This window comes from Paenibacillus sp., assembly GCF_031177825.1.
In the GTDB taxonomy this organism is placed as follows: Bacteria; Bacillota; Bacilli; order Paenibacillales; family YIM-B00363; genus Paenibacillus_AE.
This window is the reverse complement of the sequence record NZ_JAPSKE010000018.1, coordinates 84191-107150: the sequence shown is the minus strand read 5'-3', so window position 1 is coordinate 107150 and position 22960 is coordinate 84191. Positions and strand designations below refer to the sequence as shown.

Annotated in this window: 22 protein-coding genes, 1 pseudogene and 1 other annotated feature; all 23 genes and pseudogenes read right to left on the bottom strand. The window is 59.2% G+C overall.

Features of this window, described 5'->3' with window-relative positions; all coding sequences use genetic code 11:
- On the bottom strand, positions 1-1346 hold a 1346-nt coding region (gene fusA / locus RIN49_RS19405), incomplete at its 3' end, for an elongation factor G (protein WP_309121796.1).
- Between the two features lie 38 nt (positions 1347-1384).
- Positions 1385-1855 (bottom strand): 30S ribosomal protein S7, encoded by a 471-nt coding sequence (gene rpsG, locus RIN49_RS19400; RefSeq protein WP_138198073.1) that lies wholly within the window; start codon positions 1853-1855, stop codon positions 1385-1387.
- 66 nt (positions 1856-1921) lie between these two features.
- A complete protein-coding gene (gene rpsL, locus RIN49_RS19395) occupies positions 1922-2341 on the bottom strand; it encodes a 30S ribosomal protein S12 (RefSeq protein ID WP_138198074.1) in 420 nt (139 codons plus the stop codon).
- A 119-nt stretch (positions 2342-2460) separates the two neighbouring features.
- Complete coding sequence (locus tag RIN49_RS19390) at positions 2461-2712, bottom strand: ribosomal L7Ae/L30e/S12e/Gadd45 family protein (protein ID WP_138198075.1); 252 nt, start codon at positions 2710-2712, stop codon at positions 2461-2463.
- A 164-nt stretch (positions 2713-2876) separates the two neighbouring features.
- Positions 2877-6497, bottom strand: a complete 3621-nt coding sequence (gene rpoC / locus RIN49_RS19385) for a DNA-directed RNA polymerase subunit beta' (RefSeq protein ID WP_309121795.1) — start codon at positions 6495-6497, stop codon at positions 2877-2879.
- 103 nt (positions 6498-6600) lie between these two features.
- A complete protein-coding gene (gene rpoB, locus RIN49_RS19380; protein WP_309121794.1) occupies positions 6601-10155 on the bottom strand; it encodes a DNA-directed RNA polymerase subunit beta in 3555 nt (1184 codons plus the stop codon).
- Positions 10156-10648: 493 nt separating this feature from the next.
- Positions 10649-11254 (bottom strand): class I SAM-dependent methyltransferase, encoded by a 606-nt coding sequence (locus RIN49_RS19375; RefSeq protein WP_309121793.1) that lies wholly within the window; start codon positions 11252-11254, stop codon positions 10649-10651.
- 198 nt (positions 11255-11452) lie between these two features.
- A complete protein-coding gene (gene rplL, locus RIN49_RS19370) occupies positions 11453-11818 on the bottom strand; it encodes a 50S ribosomal protein L7/L12 (protein ID WP_138198080.1) in 366 nt (121 codons plus the stop codon).
- 30 nt (positions 11819-11848) lie between these two features.
- On the bottom strand, positions 11849-12346 hold the full coding sequence (gene rplJ, locus RIN49_RS19365) for a 50S ribosomal protein L10 (RefSeq protein ID WP_138198081.1): 498 nt from the start codon (positions 12344-12346) through the stop codon (positions 11849-11851).
- A gap of 32 nt (positions 12347-12378) precedes the next feature.
- Positions 12379-12547: a sequence feature (ribosomal protein L10 leader region), on the bottom strand.
- Between the two features lie 45 nt (positions 12548-12592).
- Complete coding sequence (gene rplA, locus RIN49_RS19360; RefSeq protein WP_309121792.1) at positions 12593-13279, bottom strand: 50S ribosomal protein L1; 687 nt, start codon at positions 13277-13279, stop codon at positions 12593-12595.
- Between the two features lie 57 nt (positions 13280-13336).
- Positions 13337-13762 (bottom strand): 50S ribosomal protein L11, encoded by a 426-nt coding sequence (gene rplK / locus RIN49_RS19355; RefSeq protein WP_309121791.1) that lies wholly within the window; start codon positions 13760-13762, stop codon positions 13337-13339.
- Between the two features lie 130 nt (positions 13763-13892).
- The gene (nusG, locus tag RIN49_RS19350; protein WP_138198107.1) at positions 13893-14429 is read right to left on the bottom strand and encodes a transcription termination/antitermination protein NusG; all 537 of its coding nucleotides are present in this window, start codon (positions 14427-14429) and stop codon (positions 13893-13895) included.
- A gap of 51 nt (positions 14430-14480) precedes the next feature.
- Complete coding sequence (gene secE / locus RIN49_RS19345) at positions 14481-14687, bottom strand: preprotein translocase subunit SecE (RefSeq protein WP_238392721.1); 207 nt, start codon at positions 14685-14687, stop codon at positions 14481-14483.
- Between the two features lie 17 nt (positions 14688-14704).
- Positions 14705-14854: a 50S ribosomal protein L33 gene (gene rpmG / locus RIN49_RS19340; protein ID WP_138198084.1), complete on the bottom strand. Its 150-nt coding sequence runs from the start codon at positions 14852-14854 to the stop codon at positions 14705-14707.
- Positions 14855-15125: 271 nt separating this feature from the next.
- Positions 15126-15776 carry an RNA polymerase sporulation sigma factor SigH gene (sigH, locus tag RIN49_RS19335; RefSeq protein WP_138198085.1) on the bottom strand — a complete coding sequence of 217 codons (651 nt, stop codon included), beginning with the start codon at positions 15774-15776 and terminating at the stop codon, positions 15126-15128.
- A gap of 115 nt (positions 15777-15891) precedes the next feature.
- Positions 15892-16404, bottom strand: coding sequence for an NYN domain-containing protein (locus RIN49_RS19330; protein WP_309121790.1), 513 nt, complete (start codon positions 16402-16404; stop codon positions 15892-15894).
- On the bottom strand, positions 16397-17164 hold the full coding sequence (gene rlmB, locus RIN49_RS19325) for a 23S rRNA (guanosine(2251)-2'-O)-methyltransferase RlmB (protein ID WP_309121789.1): 768 nt from the start codon (positions 17162-17164) through the stop codon (positions 16397-16399). The genes RIN49_RS19330 and rlmB overlap by 8 nt, the downstream gene beginning before the upstream one ends.
- A complete protein-coding gene (locus RIN49_RS19320; RefSeq protein WP_309121788.1) occupies positions 17157-17630 on the bottom strand; it encodes a Mini-ribonuclease 3 in 474 nt (157 codons plus the stop codon). The genes rlmB and RIN49_RS19320 overlap by 8 nt, the downstream gene beginning before the upstream one ends.
- Positions 17631-17641: 11 nt before the next feature.
- Positions 17642-19066: a cysteine--tRNA ligase gene (cysS, locus tag RIN49_RS19315; RefSeq protein ID WP_309121787.1), complete on the bottom strand. Its 1425-nt coding sequence runs from the start codon at positions 19064-19066 to the stop codon at positions 17642-17644.
- Between the two features lie 42 nt (positions 19067-19108).
- The gene (epsC, locus tag RIN49_RS19310; protein WP_309121786.1) at positions 19109-19840 is read right to left on the bottom strand and encodes a serine O-acetyltransferase EpsC; all 732 of its coding nucleotides are present in this window, start codon (positions 19838-19840) and stop codon (positions 19109-19111) included.
- A 374-nt stretch (positions 19841-20214) separates the two neighbouring features.
- Positions 20215-21681 (bottom strand): glutamate--tRNA ligase, encoded by a 1467-nt coding sequence (gene gltX, locus RIN49_RS19305; protein WP_309121785.1) that lies wholly within the window; start codon positions 21679-21681, stop codon positions 20215-20217.
- 58 nt (positions 21682-21739) lie between these two features.
- Positions 21740-22219, bottom strand: a complete 480-nt coding sequence (ispF, locus tag RIN49_RS19300; RefSeq protein ID WP_309121799.1) for a 2-C-methyl-D-erythritol 2,4-cyclodiphosphate synthase — start codon at positions 22217-22219, stop codon at positions 21740-21742.
- Positions 22220-22303: 84 nt separating this feature from the next.
- A pseudogene (gene ispD, locus RIN49_RS19295) lies at positions 22304-22951 on the bottom strand (2-C-methyl-D-erythritol 4-phosphate cytidylyltransferase); the annotation flags it as partial.
- Positions 22952-22960 lie beyond the last annotated feature (9 nt).

The following is a 22960-nucleotide window of genomic DNA, read 5'->3' as shown; positions in this document are numbered from 1 at the left end:
TGAATGATCGTCTGGCCCGTCTCTTCGTCCGTGTAGTAACGGAACGTCGGATCTTCTTCCGCGAGCTTCGTGAGCGCGACGCCCATCTTGTCTTGGTCCGCTTTGGACTTCGGCTCGACGGCGATCGAGATAACCGGCTCAGGGAAGTTCATGGACTCGAGAATAACCGGGCTCTTCTCGTCGGAGAGCGTATCGCCCGTAATCGTGTCCTTAAGGCCTACCGCTGCAGCGATGTCGCCCGCGTACACTTCTTGAATCTCTTCGCGAGAGTTCGCGTGCATCTGCAGAATCCGGCCGATCCGTTCGCGTTTGCCTTTCGTCGCGTTCAATACGTACGAACCGGAGTTAAGAACACCGGAGTATACGCGGAAGAACGTCAGACGACCGACATACGGGTCCGTCATGATCTTGAACGCAAGCGCCGAGAACGGCTCGCTGTCGGAGGATTTCCGAACGACTTCCGTGCCGTCTTCCAGAACGCCCTTGATGTCCGGAACGTCCGTAGGAGCAGGCAAGTAATCGATAACCGCGTCGAGCATCGGCTGTACGCCTTTGTTCTTGTAGGAAGAGCCTGCGATAACCGGATAGATTTTCACCGCTACGGTACCTTTGCGCAGGGCAACCTTGAGCTCGTCGACGGAAATTTCTTCGCCTTCGAGGTATTTCATCGTCAAGTCTTCGTCAAGTTCCGCGACCTTCTCGATCAAATGATTCCGAAGCTCTTCGGCCTTCGACTTGAACTCGGCCGGGATTTCGCTCAATTCCTCCAAGCTGCCCATGTCGTCCGTGAAACGGTAAGCAACGTTGGTGACGAGATCGACGTATCCCACGTAGTCCGCTTCGGCGCCCATCGGCAGCTGAATCGGAACCGCATTCGCGCCGAGACGATCTTTCATCGACTCGACTGCGTTCAAGAAGTCGGCGCCGATGATGTCCATCTTGTTGACGTATGCGATCCGCGGTACGCCGTAGCGCTCCGCTTGACGCCATACGGTTTCGGATTGCGGCTCTACGCCTTCCTTAGCGGAGAATACCGCAACCGCGCCGTCGAGTACGCGCAAGGAACGTTCGACTTCAACCGTGAAGTCTACGTGTCCTGGCGTGTCGATGATGTTGACGCGATGGCCCTTCCATTGCGCCGTCGTCGCAGCCGACGTGATCGTGATGCCGCGCTCTTGTTCTTGTTCCATCCAGTCCATCGTCGCGGCGCCTTCATGCACTTCGCCGATCTTATGAACGCGTCCGGTAAAGAACAAAATGCGCTCGGTCGTCGTCGTCTTGCCCGCGTCGATATGGGCCATGATGCCGATGTTGCGCGTGTTCTGCAAAGAGAACGCTCTTGGCATTCGTTAGCTCTCCCTTCTATCCTAGTTTTGTATAAATCCTACCAACGGTAGTGGGCAAACGCCTTGTTCGCTTCGGCCATCTTGTGCGTATCTTCGCGCTTCTTGACCGATGCGCCCGTGTTGTTGCTGGCGTCGATGATTTCAGCGGCAAGGCGCTCCGTCATCGTCTTCTCGCCGCGATTGCGCGAGTAGTTGACCAACCAACGAAGACCTAACGAAGTGCGGCGCTCCGGCTTCACTTCGATCGGAACTTGGTAGTTTGCACCGCCGACACGGCGAGCTTTGACCTCGAGTACCGGCATGATGTTCTTGATCGCCGCCTCGAATACTTCCATAGGCTCGTTGCCCGTACGTTGACGAATCAATTCGAACGCGTCGTACAGGATCGTCTGGGCGACCCCGCGCTTACCGTCGATCATGATTCGGTTAATGAGACGAGTTACCAACTTGCTGTTATAAATCGGATCCGGAAGCACGTCGCGCTTCGGAACTGGACCTTTACGTGGCATAGTTATCCCCCTTTCGCAACCAATTCATTCCTAGTCGCTATTCTTGTCTTGCAGATTTTTGTAGAATTACTTCTTCGCTTTCGGACGCTTCGTACCGTACTTGGAACGAGCTTGCATCCGGTTGTTAACCCCTGCAGTATCGAGCGCGCCGCGAACGATGTGGTAACGGACACCCGGAAGGTCCTTAACACGACCGCCGCGAACGAGAACGACGCTGTGCTCCTGAAGGTTGTGGCCGATCCCGCCGATGTAGGCAGTAACCTCGACCTTGTTCGTCAAGCGTACACGAGCGTATTTCCGAAGCGCCGAGTTCGGCTTCTTCGGCGTCATCGTGCCGACACGAGTGCAGACGCCGCGCTTTTGAGGAGCGCTGAGGTCCGTCTCTTCGCGACGCAGCGCGTTGTACCCTTTTTGGAGGGCCGGCGACTTCGATTTTACGACTTTCGCTTTACGACCTTTGCGTACGAGCTGGTTAATAGTTGGCATATGTTGCACCTCCTTCAATACGTTTGTAAATCAAATGTTAAGTCCACAGATCCAGGTGAGTCATATGTGAACAAAAGAGAATGTCCTTGTCTCGGGAATCCCTGGACAAAAACATGGTTTCATTCATTCACTATAGCGGCCATTGCGGCGCCGACCTCGATTCCGCAAGCTTTACCGAGTTGTTTCATGGAATCGACGTACGTCACTTCAACGCTCATCTTCTTCGCTAGAGTCACAATTTTGCTCGTCAGCTTCGGATCTGCGTCCCTTGCAACAAACACCTTGGCGGCTGTACCGATCTCCACCGCTTTCGTCGTTTGCTTGGTGCCGATGCGCAGTTGTCTACCGCGCAGTTCTTCATCATAAGACATTGTTGAAATATCCTCCAAAGAACATCTCGCATGAGACCGTACCTTTTTGGCACACTGTAACATATTATCACCGGGTCTAGCCCATGTCAAGACAAAAAGCGTATCAATCATTGGCAGCCATAAGGCCGGCAGGCCGATTACATCGACCTGCCGAATTTCCGCCTTTATTCCACGGCTACAGGCTCCGCTGCCGTATCGAGGTCTTCCTCCGGCGCCGCATTCGGGTCTACGACCTTGATGCCGCGGTAACGGGACATCCCCGTACCGGCCGGAATGAGCTTGCCGATAATGACGTTCTCCTTGAGGCCGAGCAATTGGTCTACCTTGCCCTTGATCGCGGCGTCCGTCAGCACGCGCGTCGTCTCCTGGAACGAAGCCGCGGAGAGGAACGAATCCGTCTCGAGCGACGCCTTCGTGATCCCGAGCAAAACGGGACGCGCGACGGCCGGCTCTCTGTCGTCCATAAGGGCGACGCGGTTCGCTTCTTCGTACTCGTGGATGTCGACGAACGAGCCCGGCAAGAGCGTCGTGTCGCCCGCGTCGACGATGCGGATTTTCCGCAGCATCTGACGAATCATGACCTCGACGTGCTTGTCGTTGATTTCTACGCCCTGGTTCCGGTATACGCGCTGAACTTCCTGCAGGATATAGTTCTGCACCCCGCGGATGCCCTTGATGCGGAGCATCTCTTTCGGGTCGATCGAACCGTCCGTCAGCTCGTCGCCCGCCTCGATCGTCTGACCGATCGTGACGCGGATCCGGGAGCCGTACGTAACGGAATACGTCTTGGATTCCGCTTCGCCGGCGACCTCTATCTCGCGACGGTCTTTCGCCTCGCGAATTTCCTTCACGACGCCGTCGATTTCGGAGATGATCGCTTGGCCTTTCGGGTTCCGAGCTTCGAAGAGCTCCTGAATCCGCGGCAAACCTTGCGTGATATCGTCGCCCGCGACGCCGCCGGTGTGGAACGTACGCATCGTGAGCTGCGTTCCCGGCTCGCCGATCGACTGCGCGGCGATGATGCCGACCGCTTCGCCGATTTCGACGAACGCGCCGGTCGCGAGGTTACGGCCGTAGCACTTCTTGCATACGCCGTGACGCGTGCGGCACGATAGCACCGAACGAATCTGGAGCTTCTCGACGCCCGCGGCGATGATCGCGTTCGCTTCCGCGTCGCGGATCAACTGGTTGCGGCCGACGATGACTTCCCCGGTTTCCGGATGACGTACCGTCTCGAACGCGTAACGTCCTTCGATCCGGTCGTACAAGTCCTCGATGACTTCCTTGCCGTCTTGGATCTTGCCGACGATGAAGCCCTTATCCGTGCCGCAATCGTCCTCGCGAACGATAACGTCCTGCGCGACGTCGACGAGACGACGCGTCAGGTAGCCGGAGTCGGCCGTCCGAAGCGCCGTATCCGCCAGACCCTTCCGCGCGCCGTGCGTCGAGATGAAGTACTCGAGGACGGTCAAGCCTTCGCGGAAGTTCGACTTGATCGGCAACTCGATGATCCGGCCGGACGGGTTCGCCATCAGGCCGCGCATGCCGCCGAGCTGCGTAATCTGCGACTTGTTGCCCCGCGCCTTGGAGTCGACCATCATGCTGATCGAGTTGAACTTGTCGAGCGACTTCATGAGGATGTCGGTCAATTCGTCCTTCGCCTTCGACCAGATCGAGATGACGCGGTCGTAACGCTCTTCGTCCGTGATCAAGCCGCGGCGATACTGGTTCGTCACGACGCGTACCTTCTCTTCGGATTCGGAGAGAATGCGGACCTTCTCCGGCGGTACGTTCACGTCCGCCACGGCGATCGTGATGCCCGCGCGCGTGGAGTACGTGAAGCCGAGCTGCTTGATATTGTCGAGAATGACGGACGTCTGCGTCGTGTGATACTTGCGGAAGCATTCCGCGATGATCGCGCCGAGATAGTCCTTGCCGACGGCGCCCTTGAAGCTCGCATTCGCGATGCGTTCGCGAACGTCGGCGCCCTTCTCGAAAATAAAATAATGTTCCGCGACGCCGTTCAGCAGGTTCGCCTTCGTCGGTTCGTTGATATACGGGAAGTCCGCCGGGAAAATCTCGTTAAAGATGATCTTGCCGACGTTCGTAACCAACAGCGCCTTCTGCTGCTCTTCCGTGAACGATGTCTTATTGAGCGCCGATACCGGGATCGCAACCCGCGCATGGAGCGAAACCGCGCCGCGTTGGTAAGCGGAAATGACCTCGTTCATGTTCCGGAAGATCATGCCCGTACCCATGGATTCGATGTTGTCGAGCGTCAAGTAATAGCTTCCCAGGACCATGTCCTGCGAAGGCGTGACGACCGGCTTGCCGTCCTTCGGGTTCAAGATGTTGCCGGACGCGAGCATCAGGATGCGCGCTTCCGCCTGCGCTTCCGCGGAGAGCGGCACGTGCACGGCCATCTGGTCGCCGTCGAAGTCGGCGTTGTATGCCGTACAGACGAGCGGATGCAGCTTGATCGCGCGGCCTTCCACGAGAATCGGCTCGAATGCCTGGATGCCGAGTCGGTGAAGCGTCGGCGCGCGGTTCAGCAGCACCGGATGCTCCTTGATGACTTCCTCGAGTACGTCCCACACTTCCGGGGAGACGCGTTCGACTTTGCGCTTCGCGCTCTTAATGTTGTGCGCGAGACCCTTGTTCACGAGCTCCTTCATGACGAACGGCTTGAACAGCTCGAGCGCCATCTCCTTCGGCAGACCGCACTGATACATCTTTAGCGACGGACCGACGACGATAACGGAACGGCCGGAGTAGTCGACGCGCTTGCCCAGCAGGTTTTGACGGAAGCGGCCTTGCTTGCCCTTCAGCATATGACTCAGCGACTTCAGCGGACGGTTGCCCGGTCCTGTGACCGGACGGCCGCGGCGGCCGTTGTCGATGAGCGCGTCCACGGCTTCTTGGAGCATGCGCTTCTCGTTCTGTACGATAATGTCCGGCGCGCCCAGATCGAGCAGACGCTTCAGACGGTTGTTCCGGTTAATGACGCGGCGGTACAAGTCGTTAAGGTCGGACGTCGCGAAGCGGCCCCCGTCGAGCTGTACCATCGGACGAAGCTCCGGCGGAATGACCGGCAAGACGTCCATGATCATCCAATCCGGCTCGTTGCCCGAGTTCCGGAACGCTTCCAACACTTCCAACCGCTTAATGGCGCGGTTGCGGCGTTGGCCTTGAGCGGTCTTCAGCTCTTCCTTCAGGGAGTCGACTTCCTTCGGAAGGTCGATGTCCTGCAGGAGCTTCTTCACCGCTTCGGCGCCCATGCCGGCTTGGAACGCGTAGCCGTACTTCTCCCGGTAGCTGCGATATTCCTTCTCGGAGAGCAATTGCTTCTTCTCGAGCGGCGTATCGCCGGGATCCGTAACGACATAGGATGCGAAGTAGATGATTTCCTCCAAGGAGCGAGGAGACATGTCGAGCGCGAGACCCATCCGGCTCGGGATGCCTTTGAAGTACCAGATATGCGAAACCGGCGCGGCGAGCTCGATATGGCCCATCCGCTCGCGGCGCACCTTCTGGCGCGTCACTTCGACGCCGCAGCGATCGCAGACGACGCCCTTATAACGGACGCGCTTGTACTTGCCGCAATGGCACTCCCAGTCCTTCTGCGGTCCGAAGATCTTCTCGCAGAACAAGCCTTCCTTCTCCGGCTTCAACGTCCGATAGTTGATCGTCTCGGGCTTCTTCACCTCGCCGCGGGACCACGAACGGATTTTATCCGGGGAGGCGAGCCCGATCTTCATAAATTCAAAGTTGTTGACATCCATCAAGGAGCAACCCTCCCTGCTATTTTGTTCGATCTATGGCGCCGGCAAGCCGCATGACGCGGCTCTCCGGCGACGAAACCAAATCCTCGTCGACGATCGATAGAAATTACTCGATGCCTACTTCGGATCCTTCTAGATTCAGGTTCAGCTTATCGTTGGACACGTCCTCGTCGTCGTCGAACTCTCTCATTTCGATTTCTTCCTCGTTCTCCGACAAGATCTTCACGTCCATCCCCAAGCTCTGGAGCTCCTTGATCAACACCTTGAACGACTCCGGTACGCCCGGCTCCGGCACGTTCTCGCCCTTGACGATCGACTCGTACGTCTTCACGCGACCGACGACGTCGTCGGACTTCACGGTCAAAATTTCCTGCAGCGTGTAGGCGGCGCCGTATGCCTCGAGCGCCCATACTTCCATCTCGCCGAAGCGCTGGCCGCCGAACTGCGCCTTACCGCCGAGCGGCTGCTGCGTAACGAGCGAGTACGGACCCGTGGAACGCGCATGGATTTTATCGTCGACCATGTGCGCCAGCTTGATCATATACATGACGCCGACCGTCACTTCGCGTTCGAACAAGTCGCCCGTCCGGCCGTCGTACAGCTTCGTCTTGCCGTTGCGCTGCATGCCCGCTTCTTCCATCGTGTCGAAGACGTCGTATTCGCGCGCGCCGTCGAATACCGGCGTAGCGACGTGAATGCCGAGCGCCTTCGACGCCATGCCGAGGTGAACCTCGAGCACCTGACCGATGTTCATCCGAGACGGAACGCCCAGCGGATTGAGCACGACTTCGACCGGCGTGCCGTCCGGTAAGAACGGCATATCCTCTTCCGGCAAGATCCGCGCGATAACCCCTTTGTTCCCGTGTCGTCCGGCCATCTTATCGCCTTCGGAAATCTTCCGCTTCTGAGCGATGTAGACGCGAACGAGTTGGTTGACGCCTGGGGGCAGCTCGTCGCCGTTCTCCCGCGTGAACACCTTCACGTCCACGACGATGCCGTCGGTGCCGTGCGGCACGCGAAGCGACGTGTCTCGCACTTCCCGCGCCTTCTCGCCGAAGATCGCGTGGAGGAGTCGCTCTTCCGCGGTCAGCTCCGTCACGCCCTTCGGCGTCACCTTGCCGACGAGGATGTCCCCCGCGCCGATCTCCGCGCCGACGCGGATGATGCCGCGCTCGTCGAGGTTCTTCAGCGCGTCTTCGCCGACGTTCGGAATGTCGCGCGTGATTTCTTCCGGTCCGAGCTTCGTATCCCGCGCTTCGGACTCGTACTCTTCGATATGAATCGAGGTATAGACGTCTTCTTTCACGAGCTTCTCGCTCAGAAGAATCGCATCCTCGTAGTTATAACCTTCCCACGTCATGAACGCGACGACCACGTTGCGGCCGAGCGCCAATTCGCCCATCTCGGTGGACGGTCCGTCCGCCAGGATGTCGCCGACTCTGACGATGTCGCCCTTGCGGACGATCGGACGTTGGTTGATGCAAGTCCCCTGGTTGGAACGGATGAACTTGTGCAGCTTATGCTTCACGAGATCTCCGGTTACGAGCTTGCCGTCCACCGTCTCCTGGCGGCGAACCCAAATCTCGTTCGCGGACGCGCGTTCGACGAAGCCGTTCACCTTCGAGACGATACATACGCCGGAGTCCTTGGCGGACTTGTGCTCCATGCCCGTGCCGACGAGCGGCGCTTTCGGGATGAGCAGCGGAACCGCCTGGCGTTGCATGTTCGAACCCATCAGCGCGCGGTTCGAGTCGTCGTTCTCGAGGAACGGAATGAGCGCCGTCGCGACGGAGACGACCTGCTTCGGCGAGACGTCCATGTAGTCGACGCGATCCCGCGGCAAGATCAAGTTCTCGTCTTTGTAGCGGACGATGAGCGAATCGTTCTTGAACGTTCCGTCATCGGCCAATTCGGCGTTCGCCTGAGCGATAACGTAGTTATCCTCTTCGTCCGCCGTCATATATTGAATTTGATCGGTGACGATCCCGGACTTCGGATCGACCCAACGGTACGGCGTCTCGATAAAGCCGTATTCGTTAATGCGGGCGAACGTCGACAACGAGTTGATAAGGCCGATGTTCGGACCTTCCGGCGTCTCGATCGGGCACATCCGGCCGTAGTGCGAGTGGTGAACGTCGCGAACCTCGAAGCCCGCGCGTTCCCGCGTCAAACCGCCGGGTCCGAGGGCGGACAGACGACGCTTATGCGTAAGCTCCGCGAGCGGGTTCGTCTGGTCCATGAACTGCGACAGCTGGGAGCTGCCGAAGAACTCCTTGATCGAAGCGATGACCGGGCGAATGTTGATGAGCGCCTGCGGCGTAATGACGTTCGCGTCTTGGATCGACATCCGCTCCCGCACGACGCGCTCCATCCGGGATAAGCCGATGCGGAACTGATTCTGCAGCAGCTCGCCTACGGAACGCAGACGACGGTTGCCCAAGTGGTCGATATCGTCCGTGCTGCCCACGCCGTAGAGCAAGTTCATGAAGTAGTTGATCGACGCGATAATGTCCGCCGGCGTAATGTTCTTCACGTTCTTGTCGACCTGCGCGTTGCCGATCACCTTCACGACCTTGGCGTCTTCGTTCGGCGAGAAGATCGAAATCGCCTGCAGCGGGATCGTATCGTCTTCGGTCAGACCCGTAGCGACGCGATATTCCGCGTTCCCGATCCCCTTCTCGATATGCGGAAGCACTTCGTCGAGCAGACGGCGGTCCAGCATCTGGCCCGCTTCCGCGATGATCTCGCCCGTCTCGAAGTCGATCAACGTCTCGGCGAGGCGCTGGTTGAACAGACGGTTCTTGATGTGGAGCTTTTTATTGATTTTATAACGACCGACGTTCGCCAAGTCGTACCGCTTCGGATCGAAGAATCGCGCGATGAGCAAGTTCCGCGCGTTCTCGAGCGTCGGCGGCTCGCCCGGACGAAGACGCTCGTAAATTTCGATAAGCGCCTTCTCGGTCGAGTCGGTGTTGTCTTTCTCGAGCGTGTTGCGAATATACTCGTTATCGCCGAGCAAATCGATAATTTCCGCGTCCGTGCCGAAGCCGAGTGCGCGCAAAAGCACCGTCACCGGAATTTTCCGCGTGCGGTCGATTCGGACGTACACGATGTCCTTCATGTCCGTCTCGAGCTCGAGCCATGCGCCGCGGTTCGGAATCACGGTCGCCGTGTAGCTCTTCTTGCCGTTCTTGTCCAACTTCTTACTGAAGTAAACGCTCGGGCTGCGCACGAGCTGGCTGACGATAACCCGCTCCGCGCCGTTGATAATGAACGTGCCGGTCTCCGTCATGAGCGGGAAGTCGCCCATGAACACTTCTTGTTCCTTCACTTCGCCCGTTTCCTTATTGATGAGGCGAACCTTCACGCGAAGCGGCGCCGCGTACGTGACGTCGCGCTCCTTCGACTCGTCGACCGAATACTTCGGCTCGCCGAGGCTGTAATCGATGAATTCCAACGCCAGATTGCCCGTAAAGTCTTGGATCGGCGAAATATCCTGAAGCAATTCCCTCAGGCCCGTCTCCAAGAAACTCTCATACGACTTCTGTTGGATCTCGATGAGGTTCGGGATTCCCAATACTTCTTTGATGCGAGCGTAGCTTCTACGTTCACGACGACCGAGTTGCACCACATGTCCTGCCAACTTACGTTCACCCCTCATGTCTACTGGACTGCCGAATAGAGTAACGAACAGCGCGAAAACAAGCAAAATTGAAACAAGAGGCGCCATGCTTTCGAATCGGAGCGCATATCCTGCGGACGGAGCGCTTGAATCGAACCGGATAACGGGCGCCGCCGTCCTACTAAGGATAGCGAAACCGTCATTCTTCGGAAGCGTCTCTTATTGGGTAACGGAATGGGAAAAGAGAAAAAAAGAGCCCCGCCGCGCAGAAGCGTACCCCGCCGGAATGTTCCGGCGCAGTCGTTCTTCCTGGCGGTAGCTGAAAAATTCCATATCATTTATCGTAGTCGGAAATCTTTGGCAATATACGTCAAGACGGAAAATTTCGAGGATTTTTTTAGCTTCTTTCACGGCGTTAAAAAAGTGCTTGACATTTTACCGAACTAAAGACAGGTAAGGCATTTTAATGCTGACAATTATTAATGCTACCATACCGCACATATGAAGTCAACAAAAAGGCGTTGACAAATCGTCAATTATGCTTTATGGCCTGAAAGATCCGATACCCCTTCTCTTTCGTCGCTTCACGTACATCGCCAAATCGTTCTTCCAGCTTCGCGAACGCCGACGGCGCTCCTTGCTTCTTTTGTATGACGACCCACAACGACCCGCCCGGTTTCAATCTCTCGAACGCCCCGTCGAAGATGCTATGAACGATAGATTTCCCCGCCCGGATCGGCGGATTCGTGAGAATCGCGTCGAACGTCGCGCTCGGCTCCAACGCCTCGTATCGGTCGCTTTGCAGAATGCGCACGTTCCGAATCCCCAACCGTTCCGCGTTCTCCTTCGCGATCTCGACCGCTCTCTCGTTGACGTCCAGCATCGTAACCGTGCCTTCGCTCGCGAGCGTAGCCGCGACGAGCCCGATCGGCCCGTACCCGCAGCCGACGTCCAGCACGTTCGCGTCTTTCGGAATGTCCATCGCCTCGATCAATACCCGGCTGCCGAAGTCGACCTCGCGCTTCGAGAAGACGCCCGCTTCGGTAACGAACCGATACGGTTTGCCGCGCAGCGTCGCCTCGACCGTCTGGCGCTGCGATGCAGCGGTCGGCGTCTTCGTATAATAATGCTCGCTCATCCTTGGCGGACTCCCTTCTACGAATGCGAAAATGAGTGGTGTACGCTTTGCCGCAGTCCGCGGGTCATACGCTCCGGCATGCGCCTAGACATCGGCTTCTCGCCCACCCATAAAACCGGAATCGCTCCGCGTGAAGCAAAACCCCCTGCGAGCGCGAACCGCACTCGCAAGGGGCTTTCAAGCCGATAGGCTCTTCGATTACTTCACTTCTACTACTGCGCCCGCTTCTTCAAGCTGCGCTTTGATCTTGTCCGCGTCTTCGCGGGAGATCTTTTCTTTGATCGGCTTCGGTGCGTTGTCGACCACTTCTTTCGCTTCTTTCAAGCCGAGGCCCGTGATTTCGCGAACGACTTTGATAACGTTGATCTTGGAAGCGCCAGCGCTCGTCAAGATGACGTCGAATTCGGTTTGCTCCGCGACTGCTTCCGCTGCTGCGCCGCCGCCAGCCATTACCATAGGAGCTGCTGCAGTTACGCCGAACTCTTCTTCGATAGCTTTCACGAGATCGTTCAATTCAAGAACGGTCATACCCTTAATGGCTTCAATGATTTGCTCTTTGCTCATTTGGATAACCCTCCAATTATTTTATAAGATTTATGCTTGTTCTTTCTGTTCTCCGACAGCTTTAACCGCAAGCGCGAAGTTGCGCATCGGAGCCTGGAGTACGCTGAGGAGCATGGACAACAGTCCTTCGCGGGACGGAAGGTCCGCAAGCGCCTTGATTTGAGCCGCGTCTACGACGCGACCTTCGACGACGCCGCCTTTGACCTTGAGCGCATCGTTCTTCTTCGCGAAGTTGCTCAAGATTTTCGCCGGAGCGATGATGTCCGAGCTGAATGCGATCGCCGACGGACCCGTCAGGTGCTCGTCGAGCTCCGTCAGTTCCGTAGCGGCCGTCGCGCGGCGAGTGAGCGTGTTCTTGATTACGTGAAGCTCGACGCCCGCTTCGCGAAGCTGCTTGCGCAGTTCCGTCGATTGCGCGACCGAGAGGCCACGGTAATCGGCAACGACTGTGCACGCGCTGTTGCGGAGCTTATCCGCCACCTCGCTGACGAGCTGCTGCTTTTCCGCTAAAACCTTTGCGTTAGGCATTGGGTGACACCTCCTGTAAGAATGGATAAGCAGGGTGTAAACGAGAACAGCCTCCGTAGACACGAAGGCTGCATGAGGACGTCGCCGGTCGGGCGCCCTTGCGGACGCGGCTCGACCCGGGAAGTCGTATCATAACACCTCGGCAGGGGATTAAGCCGCCGAAGCGGCGCCTGCTGTCTACGGTTGGTTTATTCAAGTTTAGAATGACCGGGAAGTGAGTCCCGTTCCGCTTGCGCGGCGATTCGATTAGCGGTACGTTGCTGCGTTCACGCGAGCGCTCGGGCCCATCGTGGACGAAACGGCGATGCTCTTCAAATATACGCCTTTAGCGGATGCAGGCTTCGCACGGTTCAACGCGTCTACAAGCGAACGGAGGTTTTCGACGAGCTTGTCGGCATCGAACGATGCTTTGCCGATCGGCGCGTGAATTTGTCCGGCTTTGTCGAGGCGATACTCGATTTTACCTGCTTTGATTTCTTGCACGGCTTTCGTTACGTCGAACGTAACGGTGCCCGCTTTCGGGTTCGGCATAAGACCTTTACCGCCGAGGATCCGGCCGAGCTTACCGACTTCGCTCATCATGTCCGGCGTAGCTACGCAGACGTCGAAGTCGAACCAGCCTTGCTGGATTCGGTTGATCATGTCTTGATCGCCGACGAAATCGGCGCCAGCCGCTTCCGCTTCTCTCGCCTTGTCGCCCTTGGCGAATACGAGGACGCGCTTCGTCTTACCAGTGCCGTGCGGGAGCACGACGACGCCGCGAACGGCTTGGTCTTGCTTTCTCGGGTCGACGCCGAGACGAACGGCGACTTCGACGGTTTCGTCGAATTTCGCTTTCGCGGTTTGCTTCACGAGTTCGATCGCTTGAGCCGGTTCGTACACCGTCTCCTTGTCGATCAACTTCGCGGCTTCTTGATATTTCTTGCCTGGCATTGGTTTTCCTCCTTAGTGGTATTAGCGGAATGTCCTCCCACTGTTTGGCGGAATCGATTAGTCTTCGACCACGATTCCCATGCTGCGAGCCGTACCTTCCACCATCAGCATCGCCGATTCCACGGACGCTGCGTTGAGGTCAGGCATCTTCTGCTCGGCGATTTCGCGCACCTTCGCGCGCTTTACCGTAGCGACCTTCTTCTTGTTCGGTTCGCCCGAACCCTTCTCGATGCCAGCGGCGACGCGGAGCAATACCGCTGCCGGCGGCGTCTTGGTTTCGAAGGTGAAGGAACGATCTTCGAATACGGTGATGACGACCGGAATGATCAAGCCCGCTTGATCGGCCGTACGAGCGTTGAACTCCTTACAGAACGCCATGATGTTAACGCCTGCTTGACCGAGGGCCGGACCGATCGGCGGAGCCGGATTCGCTTTCCCTGCAGGAACCTGCAGTTTGACCATCTTGATGACCTTTTTTGCCATTGTTGTTACACCTCCTCGCCAGAGTGATCCCCGCACCGTCGATGGGCGACTCGCCGTCCCGACGGGCGCGGCGAAACGGGCCGCGAAACTCTCCCACAAGCGACGTCAACGCCGCCAGGAGTGTCGTCTATTAAATCTTCTCCACCTGAGTGTAGTCGAGCTCAAGCGGCGTTTCTCTACCGAACATGTTGACGTGGACCTTCAGCTTGCCTTTGTCCGTAAGAATCTCTTCGATCGAACCGACAAAGTTCGCGAACGGACCCACTTTCACGCGGACCGACTCTTTCAATTCGAAATCGTGCGTCTCGCGCGGCGCCTCTTCCATGCCCATATGCTTTAATATCGCTTCCGCCTCTTCAGGCATTAACGGTATCGGCTTCGAGCCGGAACCGGTAGAGCCGACGAACCCCGTCACTCCAGGAGTGTTTCGCACAACGTACCAAGAATCGTCCGTCTGGATCATCTCCACCATGACGTATCCCGGGTACACCTTGCGCGTCACCGTCTTCCGTTTGCCGTCCTTCGTAACTACTTCTTCTTCCGTCGGAACGAGCACGCGGAAAATTTTGTCCTGCATTTCCATCGATTCGACGCGTTTCTCCAGGTTGGCTTTCACCTTGTTCTCATACCCGGAGTACGTGTGAACGACGTACCATCTCTTCTCCATATTCGGAGCGGTTTTCTCCATCATCTTCGGGTCACCACCGGAATCGATTTGTTATTCCAAAATCGCGCGGATTACGTTGGAAATCCCGAAGTCCAAAACGTAGAAATAGACCGTCACGAAGATGCAGCAGAACAGGACGACGAGCGTGTAGCTGATCAATTCCTTTCGGCTCGGCCATTTCACTTTCTTCAGCTCGGCCCAAGCCTCACCGAAGAACGAGAATGTCGATCCGAAGCTTTGCTTCAAACGAGCTAGCACAACAGCACCTCCAGAAATTACCGCGTTTCGCGATGGGCCGTATGGGAATTGCAGTACGGGCAGAATTTCTTCAGCTCGATGCGGTCCGGATGAGAGCGCTTGTTCTTGCTCGTCGTGTAATTCCGCTGTTTGCAGCTTGTGCAAGCCAATGTAACGATTACCCGCATGTGGACACCTCCTGGACTAGCCTTCTAAACAGAAGCGTGATATTTTCGAACCCTTCCTGCGAAAAGGTCCAAACAAAAAAAAGCAGCATATTTTTGGGCTACCTGAACTACTTTATCACAGGGGGTATGCCGTGTCAAGAAAAGTGTTGACATACAAGACTTTCCGGGCTTCGCCCGCGATCCGCGAATAGTGTTCAGTATTGGCAATAATTACGCAGGTTAAACCGAAGAAAAAACGGACCTCGGACGATTCCCGCCCATGGGTCCGCTTTCAGTAGCTGATATTGCGCACTTCCAAATAGCGCTCGAGTTTGCGCTTCACTCGCTGCAGCGCGTTATCGATCGATTTCACGTGTCGATCCAAGTCGACCGCGATCTCTTGATACGACCGCCCGTCGAGATATAGCATCAACACCCGGCGTTCCAGATCGCTTAATATTTCGCCCATCTTGTCTTCCAGCCCGCTGAACTCTTCTTGATTGATGATGAGCTCTTCCGGGTCCGACATCTTCGAGCCGCAGATGACGTCGAGCAGCGTCCGATCGGAATCCTCGTCGTAAATGGGCTTGTCCAAAGAGACGTAGGAATTCAACGGAATATGCTTCTGGCGCGTAGCGGTCTTAATCGCGGTGATGATCTGACGGGTGATGCACAGCTCGGCGAACGCCTTGAACGACGCCAGCTTGTCCCCGCGGAAATCGCGAATGGACTTGTACAACCCGATCATGCCTTCCTGGACGATGTCTTCCCGGTCGGCCCCGATCAAAAAGTAAGATCGCGCCTTGGCGCGAACGAAGTTGCGATACTTGTTGATTAAGTGCTCCAACGCCTCGCTGCTGCCGGCTCGGACCGCTTCGACCACATCTTCGTCGGGTATAAGTTCGTACTCGGACTTGATTGACGCTCTGAAGTCGACGCTCACTGCTATCCCTCCGGCCTGCTTGGAGCAGCCTTGACGATACCGCTCAAAAGATAAGACAAGTATAACTGATGCTTTAAAGAACCGTCAACCTTCCAAATCCCGAGAACCCTTTATTTTACTGGCCTTTCCGCCATTTCTCGAACAGGTCCCGAAGGTCGCCGCTCAGATGTTTGTCGAACGTGTTACGCTGCGACATAGGCTTCTCCTGCACGCGTTCGGCGACCTCCCGCTGACTTTGGCGCACCTTCACGAGCAGCTCGCGCGCCGACAGCCGCAGCGCGCCGCTCCCGAAGGCGACGTTCTGCTCCGTAAAGTCGGACGTCGCCACGTATATTTGCCGCCGCCGGCGCGCCAGCTGCTTCACGAGCCGTTCGATGCATTCGTCGGCGGTTTCCTTCTCCTTGGTATAATAGACCTCTACCTTGCGCAGGTTGTATTGGCGTCCCAAGCCGGGAACATTATAGGCGTCGAATACGATGATGCATTTCATCCCGGAATATCCTTGATAGTCGGCGATCGCCTCGATCAGGAGATCCCGGGCCTCGTCCAAATTGCGCTCGCGCAAATCGCGCAGATGCGGCCACGCACCGATGACGTTATACCCGTCGACGATGAGGACGTCATCCATTCTTCCCGCGTCCCGCCGCCGCAGGAGCCGCGGCCCGGCGTTGACGCACCGCTTCGTACAACAAGAGCGAAGCGGCTACCGATGCGTTGAGCGAATTGATCCGTCCGAACATCGGCACCTTCACGAGGAAATCGCAGCGCTCCCGCACCAGGCGGCCGAGCCCGTGGCCCTCGTTGCCGATGACGATGCCGAGCGGAATTTTCATGTCGGCGGCGTACACGTCCTGCGGCGCCGAACCGTCCGCGCCGGCGATCCAGACGCCGCGTTCCTTCAGCTCGTCGATCGTCTGCGCGAGGTTCGTCACCCGCACGACCGGCACGTGCTCGATCGCGCCGGCCGACGTCTTGGCGACGGTCGCCGTCAGCCCCGCCGAACGGCGCTTCGGCACGATGACGCCGTGCGCGCCCGCGCAGTCGACCGTTCGCATAATCGATCCGAGATTGTGCGGATCCTCGATCTCGTCGAGCAGCACGAACAGCGGCGGCTCCCCGGACGCCTCGGCGGCCGTGAACAAGTCGTCCAACTCCGCGTACGCGCGCTCCGCGACCATGGCTACGATGCCTTGATGGCGAACGCCGACGGCGGACTGATCGAGCTTGCGCTTATCGACCTGCTGCGTCACGATGCCGGCGGCCCGCGCCTCCGCGAGCACCGGACCGATCCCCTGCGAATCCGCGCTATATAGGATCTTATGGATCGTTCGACCGGACCGGACCGCTTCCAGCACCGGATGGCGCCCGGCTACCACTTCTTCACTCATGCGTTAACCCCTTCTCCTCGTTCTCGGCCTCGGCAGGCGGCGCGATCGGCGATTCCAGCCCGACGGAAACCCGCATCAGCCGCTCCAGCCGATCGTAACGCCGACATAAATATAAATACCCGATCAAACACTCGAATCCCGTACTGTGCCGGTAGTCGAGCACGTCCGTATTTTTCGGGGCGGCGTGCGACTTCGCGTTCCGCCCGCGGCGGAGCATGTCCCGCTCCTCCTCGGACAACTCCGGCTCGATGAGGCGCACCGCCTTCGCCTGCGCCTTCGCCGAGACGAAGCCCGCCGTCTCCCGGTGCAGCTGATTCGGCCGCCGGCTCGGGCGCGACAGCACATACTGCCGCACGTACATGTCGTACACGGCGTCCCCTAAGTATGCGAGCGCCAGCGGGCTCACGTGGTTCGGAGCTTCCGCCGGCGCGAAAAATTGAAAACCCGTCAAATCGACGTTCGCCATGGGCGCCTACCCTACTTTCGCTTCCATCGAATGCCTTGCGGCGTATCCTCGAGCACGATGCCGAGCGCCGACAACATGTCGCGAATTTCGTCCGCGCGCGCGAAGTTGCGCGCCTTGCGCGCTTCCGTGCGCTCAACGATGAGACGCTCGATGTCTTCGTCGAGCAGCTCGTCTTCGCCCGCTTCCGTCAGTATGCCCAGAATCGCGTCCATTTCTTGAAAGAGCTCCTCGATGCCGCGAAGCGTCGCCGCGCTCGGCGTTCCCGCCGCCATCGCCGCGTTCGCCTCCGCGACCAACTCGAAGACGGCCGTGATCGCGTCCGGCGTATTGAAGTCGTCGCTCATCTTCGCGTGGAACGTCCCGCGGATGGCCGCAAGCCGCTGCGCCGACTCGGCGCCGGCCTCGGCCCCGTCTTCCGGCGCGCTCTTCAACAGATGCTTCAGGTTCGTTCGGCAGTTCTCGATGCGCTCGAGGCCGCCCTTCGCCTGCTCCAGCCCCTCGTCCGTAAAGTTGAGCGGGTTACGGTAGTGCGTGGACAGCATCAGGAAGCGGATCGTCTCCGGCTTATGCCGGGCCGCCAGCTCGCGCGCGTTGACGACGTTGCCGAGCGACTTCGACATCTTCTCGTTATTCAGGTTCAGGAACGCGTTATGCATCCAGTAGCGGGCGAACGGCTTGCCCGTAGCCGCCTCGGATTGCGCGATCTCGCATTCGTGATGCGGGAACGTCAGGTCCATGCCGCCGCCGTGAATGTCGATCGTATTGCCGAGATACTTCCGCGCCATCGCCGAGCATTCGATATGCCAGCCCGGGCGGCCTTCGCCCCACGGAGACGCCCAGCTGATCTCGCCCGGCTTCGCCGCTTTCCACAGGACGAAATCGAGCGGGGATTCCTTCCGCTCGTCGACCGCGATCCGGCTGCCGAACTGCAGCTCTTCGAGATTTTGGTGCGACAGCTTGCCGTAGCCCGGGAAGCTCGACGTACGGAAGTAGACGTCGCCCCCGTTCTCGTAGGCGAAGCCGCGCCGGACGAGATCGGCGATGAAGTCGATGATCTCCGGCATGTTCTCCGTCACGCGCGGATGAATCGTCGCCGGCGGAACCCTCAACGACCCCGCGTCCGTCAGGAAGTCGGCGATATTTTGCTCGGCGAGCTCCGGCACGGCGCGGCCCGTCTCTTCCGCGCGGCGGATGAGCTTGTCGTCGACGTCCGTGAAGTTGACCGCGTACGTCACTTCATAGAATTGCTGCAAATACCGGCGGACCACATCGAAAAAGATAAGCGGCCGCGCGTTCCCGATATGGATCAAATCGTATACCGTCGGCCCGCAAACGTACATCGTCACGCGCCCGGGGACGAGCGGTTCGAAAAGCTCTTTCCTGCGCGCCATCGTATCGTAGATATAAATCTTCGGTTCGATCGTCGATTTCGTCATGATTCTCATTGCTCCTTCGTTATCTCGCTTCGTTCGAGTGGTTCAAGCATGTTCGGGCTCCGGCTGTTCCGGCTTCGACGCGCCGCCGCCTTCGCGGCGCTCGCCCCTCTCCCGAGCCAGCTCCTCCCGAAGCCGTCCGACTTCGTCTCTCAGCTCCGCCACCTCGGCGGACAGCTGCCGATGCAGCTCCAGGATCGGGTCCGGAATGTTGCCGTGGTCCAGCTTGTTCGTGACCTTCTGACCGTTGCGCCGGACGACGCGACCGGGAATGCCGACGACGGTGCTGTCGGGAGGCACCTCGTGCAGCACGACCGCGTTCGCGCCGATGCGAGAATTTTCGCCGACGGTGAACGAGCCGAGCACCTTCGCGCCCGAGGCGACGACGACGTTGCTGCCGATCGTCGGGTGGCGCTTGCCCTTCTCCTTGCCGGTGCCGCCGAGGGTGACGCCCTGGTACAGCACCACGTCGTCGCCGATCTCGCACGTCTCGCCGATGACGACCCCCATGCCGTGGTCGATGAACAGCCGCTCGCCGATCCGGGCGCCGGGGTGGATTTCGATGCCGGTCATGAAGCGGCTCGCCTGCGAGACGATCCGCGCGAGTCCGTACCATCGGCGGCGGTACAACGCGTGCGCGACGCGATGCGCCCAGATGGCGTGCACCCCGGAGTAGGTCAAGACGACCTCCAGCACGCTTCGGGCCGCCGGGTCGTTATCGAAGACGGCCTCGATGTCGGAGCGCATCGCCGCGAGCCAGCTTCTGCGGTTCCCCATGCGCGTTCATCCCCCTCTCTGTCATCGTTCAATAAAAAAAGCCCCCGCAGCCGTCGTTCGGCTGCAGAGGCGTCTCGATCGCAACGCGGTTCCACTCTGCTTCGGGCCGCCGCCGCGCTTTACGTCTTGTGCGCGCGTCGTCCCGCTTTCGTCGGTTCGTAACGGGGACCACCCGGACGCGCCTACCGAGGATACGGTTCGGCGGTCGGCTCACAGGCGCAATTCGGTCGGGGCGATTCGGACGGATTTCAGCGAGACCGTCCTCTCTGGGGAACCGCGTTCCAACGTACTTCTCCTGCTCGTTGCCTCTTGCATATGTTACCAACCAGTATAGCTACAGTCCGACGGTTTGACAACCCCGGACGAGCGAGCGCCTACATCCGTTCCTGCAGACGCGCCAGCACCTTCTCCTTGCCGAGCAGCCACAACGTCTGATTGAGGTCGCGGCCGTGCGTCTGCCCCGTGAGCGCCGCGCGAATCGGCATGAACAATTGCTTGCCCTTGAAGCCGGTTTCCGTCTGCACGGCCTTCAGCGCCGCTTTGATGGCGTCGGCCGAATACGCTTCGTCCGGGATCGCCTTCACCTGCTCCGCGAACGCGCGCACCACCGTCGGCACCTGTTCCTCCGCGAGCACGGCCGCCGCCTCTTCCTCGACGGAAGGACGCTCCTCGAAAAACATCGGCGTCAAGTCGACGATCTCCGCGGCATAGCGAAGCTGTTCCAAGTACAACGCCACCAGCGCGGTCACCCATTCGCGGCCCGAAGCGTCGAGCTCGGCCGGGATGCGTCCGGCGCGCGCGAGATGCGGAATCGCCAGATCGACGACGCGGTCCAAGTCGGCCGCGCGCAAGTAGTGGTTGTTCATCCAGTTCAGCTTCTCCGTGTCGAACACGGCGCCGCTCTTCGAGATGCGATCCAACCCGAACTGCGCGATCAGCTCTTCCTTCGAGAAGATCTCCTGCTCTCCGCCCGGCGACCAGCCGAGCAGCACGATAAAGTTCATGATCGCTTCCGGCAAGTAGCCGAGCTCGCGATATTGCTCGATGAATTGAAGGATCGACTCGTCGCGCTTGCTCATCTTCTTCCGGTCTTGGTTCAAGATGAGCGGCAGATGGCCGAACTTCGGCGGTTCCGCGCCGATCGCGTGATACACCATCAGCTGGCGAGGCGTATTGGAGAGATGCTCCTCGCCGCGCACGACGTGGGTGATCCGCATCAGGTGGTCGTCGACGACGACCGCGTAGTTGTACGTCGGGATGCCGTCCGGACGCACCATGATCCAATCGCCGATATCGTTCGATTGGAATTCGACCTGGCCGCGCACCTCGTCCTCGAAGGCGTACGTCGCGTCCGCCGGCACGCGGAAGCGAATCGTCGGCTTGCGCCCTTCGGCGCGGAACGCCTCGGCCTGCTCCGCCGTCAGCGAGCGGCAGCGGCCGCCGTACCGCGGCATCTCGCCGCGCGCTTCCTGCGCTTCCCGCTCCGCGTCCAGCTCCGCCTCGGAGCAATAGCAATAGTACGCATGCCCGCCGGCGATCAGCTTGTCCGCGTACTCTTTATAAATATCAAGACGCTCGAGCTGGCGATAAGGGCCGTACGGACCGCCGACGTCCACGCTCTCGTTCCAATCGAGACCGAGCCACTTCAGCCCGTTCAGCTGGCTGTCGACGCCCGTCTCGACGTGCCGCGTCTGATCCGTATCCTCGATGCGGATCATGAACTCGCCGCCCTTGTTCCGAGCGTACAAGTAACTGAATAATGCCGTTCGCGCGCCGCCGATATGGAGATGCCCCGTCGGGCTGGGCGCGTAACGCGTGCGTACCGTTCCGTTGCCAGTCATAGTTCAGGTCACGCCTTTCCGCGAATAAGAAGAAGTATTTATTTCCCTATCATACCGCTTACGGAAGCTTCGTCAAGCATACGGTCGCCATCGCCGCGATGCCTTCTTCCCGCCCCGTGAAGCCGAGCCGCTCCGACGTCGTCGCCTTCACGTTCACCTGCGACGGCTCGGCGCCCAGCGCGCGCGCGATGTTCGCGACCATGCTCTCGATGTGCGGCGCCATCTTCGGCCGCTGCGCGATGACCGTGCAGTCCGCGTTCCCGAGCGCGTATCCGCGCTCCTTCGCCAAGCCCCAGACATGCTCCAGCAGCTTCACGCTGTCCGCGTCCTTGAAGGCAGGATCCGTATCCGGAAAATGTTTCCCGATGTCGCCCAGCCCCATCGCCCCGAGCACCGCGTCCGCGACCGCGTGCAGCAGCACGTCGGCGTCGGAATGGCCGAGCAGCCCCTTCTCGAACGGAATGTCCACGCCGCCGATTATGCACTTGCGTCCTTCCGCGAACGCATGTACGTCGAACCCTTGCCCTACTCGTATCATCGGTTTCCCCCCATTATCTCCCATCGCGCGACCGTTCTCCGCCGAATCCGCGGGTTCCCGATTCCGCTCGCCGAGCAGCCGCTCCACAAGCTCCAGATCGTCCGGCGTCGTCACCTTCGCGTTGCGGTAATCGCCCTCGGCGATCTTCACGCGGACGCCGAGCCGCTCCACGAGCATCGCGTCGTCCGTACCGAGGAAGCCGTCCACCGCCGCGCGCCGATGCGCTTCGAGCAGCAAATCAACGCGAAAAGCTTGTGGGGTTTGCACCGCCCACAAGCTGCTCCGCTCCGGCGTCCCGGCCACGAGGCCGTTCGCGTCCGCGATCTTGATCGTATCCTTCACCGGTACGCCGGGCACGGACGCGCCCGTCTCCGCCGCCGCCGCGAGACAGCGCTCGACGACGTCCGGCGTCACGAGCGGTCGGGCCCCGTCGTGCACGAGCGCCCATTCCGTCTCCGGCCGCCGCTCGAGCAGCGCCTCGACGCCGCGCCGCACCGAATGCTGACGCTCCGCGCCGCCCGAGACGACGGCGACGACCTTGCGGAGGCCGTACGTCTCGACCAGCTCCCGCCCGTATGCTTCGTCGCCCGCGCCGACGACGAGCGCGACCGCGTCCACCGACGCGGTCCGCTCGAACGCCTCGAGGGCGTGGACGACGATCGGCTTCCCGCCGACCGGTATGTATTGTTTGCTAATCGCCGCGTTCATTCGTTTCCCTACGCCCGCGGACACGATGACGGC